Genomic DNA, 7,991 nt, shown 5'->3' with positions numbered 1-7,991 from the left:
ATCGAAAAAGCTGACAAGCTAGGCTACGATACTGGCCTGCGCGTCAAGCACCCCCTTGAAGGCCAGCCCGACCTACCCGTCTATATCGCCAACTTCATCTTGATGGACTACGGCACAGGCGCGATCTTTGGTTGCCCTGCGCATGACCAACGCGACCTTGATTTTGCACGCAAATACGACCTGCCCGTCATTAGCACCTACGCGCCCGTCAAAGACGAAGGCGTTGTCATGCCAGAGGACGGCGGCGACGCCTATGTGCCGCCCAAATCCGAACCCGTCATTTACGTTCGCGGCTTTGCAGGCGAAACCGAGCAGACAGGCGACGACGGCATCGCCTCCTCTATCGCGTTCTGCGAAGCAAACGGCATCGGAAGCGGTGTCACCAAGTTCCGCCTGCGTGATTGGGGCCTGTCCCGCCAACGTTATTGGGGTTGCCCGATCCCTGTTGTCCACTGCGACGACTGCGGTGTGGTCCCTGAAAAACCCGAAAACCTCCCCGTTGAACTGCCATATGATGTGACATTCGACATCCTCGGCAACCCGCTTGACCGCCATCCAACGTGGCGCAATTGCGCCTGCCCGACGTGTGGCAAACCAGCCCAGCGCGAAACCGATACGATGGACACTTTTGTCGACTCGTCATGGTATTACGCGCGCTTTACGTCCCCCGACGCCGCCACACCCACGAATATGGAAGACGCTGCCTATTGGATGAACGTCGATCAATATATCGGCGGGGTCGAGCATGCGATTTTGCATCTACTTTACAGTCGCTTTTTTGCCCGCGCGATGCATATGACCGGCCACCTGCCTGAAACAGCGATCGAGCCGTTCAACGCGCTATTCACGCAAGGCATGGTCACCCATGAAATCTATCAGACACGTGATGCAAAAGATCGTCCTGTCTATCATCTGCCAGAGGACGTGACTGATGGTAAACTAGCCGACGGCACCGAGGTCGAGATCATCCCGTCCGCCAAAATGTCCAAATCCAAAAAGAACGTCGTCGATCCCGATGATATTCTGGCAAAATACGGCGCCGACACCGCCCGCTGGTTCGTGCTGTCTGACAGCCCACCAGAGCGTGACGTAGAATGGACTGCGTCCGGTGCCGAAGCGACCTTCAAACACCTTAACCGCGTCCACCGCGTCGCAACCGAGATTGCAGCGATGGACGCAGGCATCGGTCAAGGCGACGAAGACCTACTGCGCGCCATGCATAAGGCGATCCATGATGTGACCATGGGCATTGAGACGTTTGGATTTAATGCAGCAATTGCAAAGCTTTATGCATTTACCAACGTTGTCTCAAAATCCAACGCTGGTGGTGCTGCGAAACGTCAAGCGATGACTGTTCTGGCACAGCTCATGTCACCGATGACCCCGCACCTGTCCGAGGAAATTTGGACAATGCTGGGCGGCGAAGGCTTGATTGCGAACGCGATGTGGCCGACCGCAGACGAAGCGATGTTGGTCGAAGACACCGTGACGCTGCCTATTCAGATCAACGGCAAACGCCGCGCTGAAATTCAGGTTCCCGCCGATGCCAGCAAAGAGACCGTTACAGAAATTGCTTTGGCGCTGCGGGTCGTTCAGACTGCCCTTGATGGCAACGCACCCAAGAAACTGATCGTTGTCCCAGGCAGGATTGTGAACATTGTTATCTAATCGCCCCACCCGCCGTATTGCATTGCTTGGCATGCTTGGCCTTGCTGGCTGCGGGTTTGCGCCAATCTATGGCGATGGAGCGATGATCCAAGGAGCATTCGCGTTTCAAGCAGACGAAAGTGTTTTGGGCTTTCGTCTGCGTGCGCGTCTGGAAGACAGGCTTGGGCAACCCAGCAACCCAAAGTTCGCGATCAGAACCACAATCAGTACTTCTGAACGTGCAGCTGCGATCACCGAAGACGGTGATACATCACGTCTAAACATTGTGGGCACTGCAAACTGGTCAATCACTGACCTTTCGACCAACCAGCAATTAGAGACCGGCAAGGTCGAGGCATTCACTAGCTACTCCGCAACCGGATCAACGGTTGCCACACAGACGGCCAACGATGATGCCCGTGGGCGGCTGGCAGTCATGTTAGCTGATATGATCGTCACCCGTGTTCTAGTCGCGACCTCGGGCCGACCCTCATGAAGCTGACGGGCGGCGCTGCTGCGAATTACTTTCGCAAACCTGATCCGACGCATACTGCATTGTTGATTTTTGGTGCGGACCCCATGCGCGTGGCGGACAAACGACAGCAGGCGATTTTGGCGCTTGTCGGTCCCCAGGGCGAAGAAGAAATGCGCCTGACCCGTATCAACGCCAGCGATTTGCGCAAAGATCCCGCGATGCTGAATGATGCGATCAAAGCCCAAGGATTTTTTCCCGGACACCGTGTTGCGTTTGTTGAAGACGCGACGGACGGTATGTCAAAGGTAATCGATGCGGCCTTGAGGGACTGGCAAAAAGGCGACGCACAGGTTGTCATTACCGCTGGCCAATTGACTGCCAAATCTGCGCTGCGTAAAGTTGTGGAAGGTCACCGCAATGCGGTCGCTATTGGCCTTTATGATGAACCGCCAACGATTGCGGATATCGAACAGGCCATGGCCCAAGCGAACATTCCACAACCCGAACGCGATATTATGGACGCGCTGATGGCGCTGGCTGGAACGCTGGAACCGGGCGATTTTCGCCAAACGCTTGAGAAAGTAAGCCTTTATAAACGAGGTGATGATACACCCCTCAGCATCGCCGATATTATGGCCAATGCCCCCCAATCGGCAGAGGTCGATGTGGATGATGTTCTTGAAATAGTAGCGACCGGTCAGGCAGACAAACTTGGGCCACTGCTACGCAATCTTTATGCACAGGGCGTAGCACCCGTGACGCTCTGCATCGGGGCTATGCGCCATTTTCGCAGGCTTCATGTTGTTGCTTCTGATCCGGGTGGTCCCGCGTCCGGTGTTGGACGCTTGCGCCCACCCGTTTTTGGGCCCCGTCGTGATAAAATCGTACGCCAAGCCAGTCATTGGGGCCGTGATCGGCTTGAGAGGGCGCTGACCGCACTCACGGATGTGGACCTACAGCTACGTTCAGCCAACACTGCGCCACCAGCTGCATTGATGGAACGCACGTTGATCCGGCTGGCGATGATGGCGCGCAGATAATCCCCTAAAATCGGCGCAGACTCGCCGGTGTTAATGGATTGGTAAAAGACTTGTTGCATCATTGCAGGGTGCGCAAGATCATTTGTCTATTCATTGATCGTAGGGGGCCGTGATCATGTTCGTATCTCATCGTTGTCAATTTGTTGTCTTTTCCGACCCGCTCACCTCTTGTGCCTGGCTGGAAAAAACCTTGGCACCTTGGGCCGACCAGCAGATCGCTCCGGCAAGACAACGACTTGGCAATACATTGTTTTTCAAAGGAATGTCCCCCGCAGAGGCCGAAGTTGCATTTGATCGATCCGATCTGCCGTTTCGTAACTACACCCGCATCGCTGTAGTTCAAAACCCGTTTCGGCGGATGGCCCAACTGTATGATCGCATCGCTGAAACTGACCCTTTTTGGCGGCTGCGTCGCAAAGCAGGATGGCCGGTGCCCGAATTTGGAACATGGTTACGCAGCACAAAACCCAACGGAAAAGGCGCTGGTTTACCTTATGGACCGCGCTGGCGGCGCTTTGGTGCATGGTCTGCCGATGCTTGGGCAGATGGACGGGTTACGCATTTTGTGCGCGCCGAAAATGCAGATGCTGACCTGCGTCACGTTTTTCGGCAAATGGGAATCGTTCCGCTATTCAGCGCCTCCGAAAGTGACGGTCGCCCGCATAGATTTCACGAGATGCTGCGCTATGACGCCGCAACGATTGACCTGATCCGGCAGCGCTATGGTGCAGACTTGCAGCTTTATCACGGCACATCGCCCAACTTGCGATTGGTGGCTTAAGAAGCCAACCCATAAGAGGCAGCGGCGCGCCCAGCTTTATGTCCCGTAGCCAAGCAACCGGTGATCAAATAGCCGCCGGTTGGTGCGTCCCAATCCAGCATCTCGCCAACGCAGAACACGCCCGGACGCGATTTAAGCATCAGATCATCAGTCAACGCTGCAAAGCGCACGCCACCAGCGGTCGAGATCGCTTCGTCTATGGGGCGCGAGCCGTTATGACGCACTGGCAAGGCTTTGATCAATCCGGCCAGATCGTCAGGGAAAGGTCGTCCAAATTCTGACAAAAGCGCCATGCGCAGTGGGTCAAGTCGCAGAACCTTGCGTAAATGGTTTGTCAGGCTGGATTTCCCGCGTGGTTTGGCCAGTGCCTTTTGCACACGCTCTAGCGGCCAATCCGGGATCAAATCGATATACAGAACCGCGCCCTCGCGCATCGTACGCGACACACTATAGATACCGCCGCCTTCGATACCCCGTTTTGAAATCACGAACTCACCACGGGTCGATTGTGATCCCGCAGTAAGACCCACCGCCTTGACCGGTTTTCCCAAATGGGCGGCCATGTGATCAGACCACGTCACCTCAAATCCCATATTCGCAGGCGCAAAAGGTGTCACGTCCGGCAAAAGATGTGCTGCCCATTTGCCGTCCGATCCCAACCGCGCCCAGCTTGCACCGCCCAGCGCCAAGATAGTCACCTTGGGCGACAAAACCCGAGGGCCTTCGGGCGTTGTGAAACAAAGTCCATCATCTGCCCATCCATCCCAATGCCAGCGGGCCATGAATTCAACGCCCATTCCGCCAAGCCGTGCCAGCCAGGCCCGCAACAACGGCGATGCTTTCATCGCTTTGGGAAAGACCCGTCCCGTTGATCCGGTGAACAACGGTTGACCCAGATCGGCCGCCCACGCCATCACGTCTTGCGGACCAAACGCCGCGATCGCACCGGCCATCGCTTCGGGCATCGGTGTTCCGTAGGCACTCGCAAAATCGCCATAAGGTTCGTCTTTGGTGATGTTCAGGCCCGACTTTCCTGCCATCAAAAACTTGCGCCCAACCGACGGCATTGCATCGGCCACAAGCACCGAAAGTCCGGCCTTTGCCAACTGTTCGGCAGCCATCAGACCCGCTGGACCCGCCCCAATTACGATTGCATCGGTCATGTTGGCATCTGCCCCTTAATTTCGATCACACGGTGGGGATATGGAATTTCAATATTGTTGTCTTTCAGCGCGTTCCAAACAAGGAACAGCACATCGGACGAATACTTGTTTTTGCCGTCATCAATCCCGTTGACCCAAAACTCTACGCAGAAATCGATCCCGCTATCTCCAAACCCGCGCAGCTCGCAGTCTGGCCCTTCGGGTTCCTGCAAGACGCCCGGATGAGTAGAGACTGCCGCTTCGATGATTGCGGGAACTTTGTTGATATCGGTGTCGTAGCTAACTGAAAATGCCACTTCGAGCCGATTGGCAGACCCTGAATCAGAGTAATTCACGACCCGTGTTGTGATGAAATCCTCGTTCGGGACAACAATCCAGCGGCCGTCATACGTTTCAAGGATCGTCGCGCGCGCTGTCATTTTGATGATCGTGCCCGCCTCGCCGCCGTCAAGTTCGACATAATCGCCGACTGTCGCTTGGCCCTCGACCATCAGAATTACGCCCGAGATGAAGTTCGACGCGATCTTTTGCAGGCCGAAACCCAAACCCACACCCACGGCACCACCGATCAGCGCCAACGAGCTGAGGCTTATCCCCATCACATTCATCAAGATCAGGAATGCGACAGCAAAGATCGTGAACTCGGTCGCCTTGGTGGCCAATTGCCGGATCGCGGGGCGCATCGGCTGCTGTTCGATATAGGCCGAAGATTGCGATGTAGACCACTGCCCCAGCCAGAACAAAAGGCTGCCTGCAACAAGGCCGCGCACGATTGAAAGCGCGGAAAAACTGATATTGCCCAAATTGACGACCGCTTGATCTAGCGCCACGATAACCTGATCAAGGAACCCAACGGCATAAAGTGCCGCCACGGGGACAAGGATATACCGTGCCAACATCCGCAAGAACGGGTCAGTGACGATATGCTTGGCCAGCGCGCGCGCCGCAAGAAACAAGAACACCCGTTTGCCAAAGGCTATGACGGCACCGGACCCGAACAGGGACCGCGTGACAAGCTCTCCTACGGCGGTAAAGCCGTAAGCCAGCAGCGGCAAAAGCAGGGGCAAAAAGATCAACACAAAGCGCCGCGCCTTGGACAAGATCGAACGGCTTGCGGCATCCGGAGTTAAAAATTTGATGATACGCGGCTCAATGATCCGGTTCGCTAATCGCGCCAGCAAGTAAGCGCCGATCAACAGAGCGAATTGCGACCACGCTGCTGGCGACAACAGCCAACCCTGCGCAAGTCCAAGTGCCTGATCAAACGCGTCGCGCGCTTGATCCATCAATGTTGTCGAATCCATCGCTGTGCACCCTTCGCGGTTGTCGTCTGCATGCTGTGCCATTTGGCACGCCACAAGTCTATGCAATCATGCCTTTGATCGCGGCGACATGGCTCTTGTCGGTCGATTGTACGTCTTGCCCCAGCGTCAACGCTGTAGAAAGCAAATCCTCCGCAGGCACAATTCGGTCAACTAACCCCCACCCTAGCGCCTCGTCTGCTTGTACTTTTTGTCCGGCCATCAAAATGCACTTTGCACGCGCAGGCCCGATTAATTGCACCAGCCTTGCCGGATCAGACGGCTGCGGCAAAAAACCCAGTTTCATCACCGGATAAAAGAACTTGGCTGTTGGCACAGCGATCCGCAGATCACAGGCCAAGACCATCCCCAAAGCCCCGCCAGCCACCGTGCCGTTTAATGCAGCAATGCTAAGCCCCGAAAGCCCAGCAATTGCCGCTGACAATCTTTCCCAGACGAGATCAGTCGCGAGCCCAGCGCGCGCCGCGTCTAAATCGGCACCCGCACTGAAAACGGGCCCCGTACCTGTCAGGATAAACAGCTTTGCCGACTGTGCCGCAGTGGCAATGTCCGCGAGTTCTATCAGCATTTCACGGGTAAGGGCGCCTGCTTTATCAGGCCGATCAATCGTGACAGTCCATGTGTCAGCATCTTGGCTGTGATGGATCATATCAGGCCAACCTTGGCGCGAATTGCATCTTCCCGCAGGCTTATGTCTGTCCCCAGATAGGCGTCTGCTTGGGCACTACACATCCAAAGCAAAGTCCGCGCGGGCCATTCGGGTGGAATATGCACTGACCAGTCCAACTGGCTGATCGGATTAATCCCCGACGCTTTGATCTCGCGCTGCATTTGTGTTGCCACAGTTCCGGGCGACAGGCCCATGATCCGCAACCCCTTATCGCGGCATTCTAGGTCGGCTGCGCGGGTCAGCATGTAAACACCCGCCTTGGAGCTACAGTAGGCTGACCAACCCTCGACAGGGCCATGCGCTGCACCAGACGAGATGTTGATGATCGTGCCGCCACCTTGCGCGATCATCCCCGGCACGGTGGCATGCAGGCCGTACATCACCCCCTTGAGGTTGATATCAATGGTTTGTCCCCATTTTTCGGGGTCAGTGTCTTGCAGATGCCCGATTGGATCAACAACGCCCGCATTGTTTATTAACACATCCAACTGACCAAAAGTCGCGATCGTGGTGGCGACCGCTGCACTAATATCAATGTATTTTGAAACGTCACACGGGATTGCAATCGCCCGTTCGCCAATCTCTTGGGCAAGGGCGCTGATATCGGCGGTACTTCGCGCAATAAGGGCCACGTTGGCACCAGCATCAGCAAAAACACGGGCTGCAGCGGCACCAATTCCGCGACTTGCCCCTGTAATCAGCACTGTTTTGCCGCTCATATTCATGTTTTTCACACTTATCCCTTTCGAACCGTCTGCTGGGTGGCTACTTATTGCCTAATAGTATCGACCGCAGGGTGCATCATAGGAAGCCCCTGCTCGGTTCGAAAGATGTATATTGAAAGGGACGACAATGACCTATTCGACTGGATTGCGCAGCGCCGTTTGTGCCGC

General features: G+C 55.7%; 8 protein-coding genes. 4 read left to right on the top strand and 4 right to left on the bottom strand.

What is annotated here, in order from left to right; translation table 11 throughout:
• From QZ197_RS13215 to QZ197_RS13200, 4 genes are all read left to right on the top strand, one after another.
• On the top strand, positions 1–1,668 hold a 1,668-nt coding region (locus QZ197_RS13215; RefSeq protein ID WP_296432518.1), incomplete at its 5' end, for a class I tRNA ligase family protein.
• Positions 1,658–2,143: an LPS assembly lipoprotein LptE gene (gene lptE / locus QZ197_RS13210; protein WP_296432516.1), complete on the top strand. Its 486-nt coding sequence runs from the start codon at positions 1,658–1,660 to the stop codon at positions 2,141–2,143. The genes QZ197_RS13215 and lptE, both read left to right, overlap by 11 nt.
• Positions 2,140–3,162, top strand: coding sequence for a DNA polymerase III subunit delta (gene holA, locus QZ197_RS13205; RefSeq protein ID WP_296432515.1), 1,023 nt, complete (start codon positions 2,140–2,142; stop codon positions 3,160–3,162). The genes lptE and holA overlap by 4 nt, the downstream gene beginning before the upstream one ends.
• 262 nt (positions 3,163–3,424) lie before the next feature.
• Positions 3,425–3,943 (top strand): hypothetical protein, encoded by a 519-nt coding sequence (locus QZ197_RS13200; RefSeq protein WP_296432514.1) that lies wholly within the window; start codon positions 3,425–3,427, stop codon positions 3,941–3,943.
• Here the strand turns inward: QZ197_RS13200 and QZ197_RS13195 are convergent.
• From QZ197_RS13195 to QZ197_RS13180, 4 genes are read right to left on the bottom strand one after another with little or no spacing between them, the layout of a single operon-like run.
• Positions 3,940–5,106 carry a TIGR03862 family flavoprotein gene (locus tag QZ197_RS13195; protein ID WP_296432512.1) on the bottom strand — a complete coding sequence of 389 codons (1,167 nt, stop codon included), beginning with the start codon at positions 5,104–5,106 and terminating at the stop codon, positions 3,940–3,942. The genes QZ197_RS13200 and QZ197_RS13195 overlap by 4 nt on opposite strands.
• Positions 5,103–6,410 (bottom strand): mechanosensitive ion channel domain-containing protein, encoded by a 1,308-nt coding sequence (locus tag QZ197_RS13190; RefSeq protein WP_296432520.1) that lies wholly within the window; start codon positions 6,408–6,410, stop codon positions 5,103–5,105. Before QZ197_RS13190 ends, QZ197_RS13195 begins: the two co-directional genes overlap by 4 nt.
• Before the next feature lie 58 nt (positions 6,411–6,468).
• Positions 6,469–7,077, bottom strand: coding sequence for an enoyl-CoA hydratase/isomerase family protein (locus tag QZ197_RS13185; protein WP_296432510.1), 609 nt, complete (start codon positions 7,075–7,077; stop codon positions 6,469–6,471).
• A complete protein-coding gene (locus QZ197_RS13180; RefSeq protein WP_296432519.1) occupies positions 7,074–7,823 on the bottom strand; it encodes an SDR family oxidoreductase in 750 nt (249 codons plus the stop codon). The genes QZ197_RS13185 and QZ197_RS13180 overlap by 4 nt, the downstream gene beginning before the upstream one ends.
• Positions 7,824–7,991: the final 168 nt, after the last annotated feature.

It is taken from the genome of Yoonia sp. (genome assembly GCF_017854415.1).
In the GTDB taxonomy this organism is placed as follows: domain Bacteria; phylum Pseudomonadota; class Alphaproteobacteria; order Rhodobacterales; family Rhodobacteraceae; genus Yoonia.
Note: the sequence above shows the minus strand (reverse complement) of the source record. Positions and strands in the feature narration are given on the sequence as shown.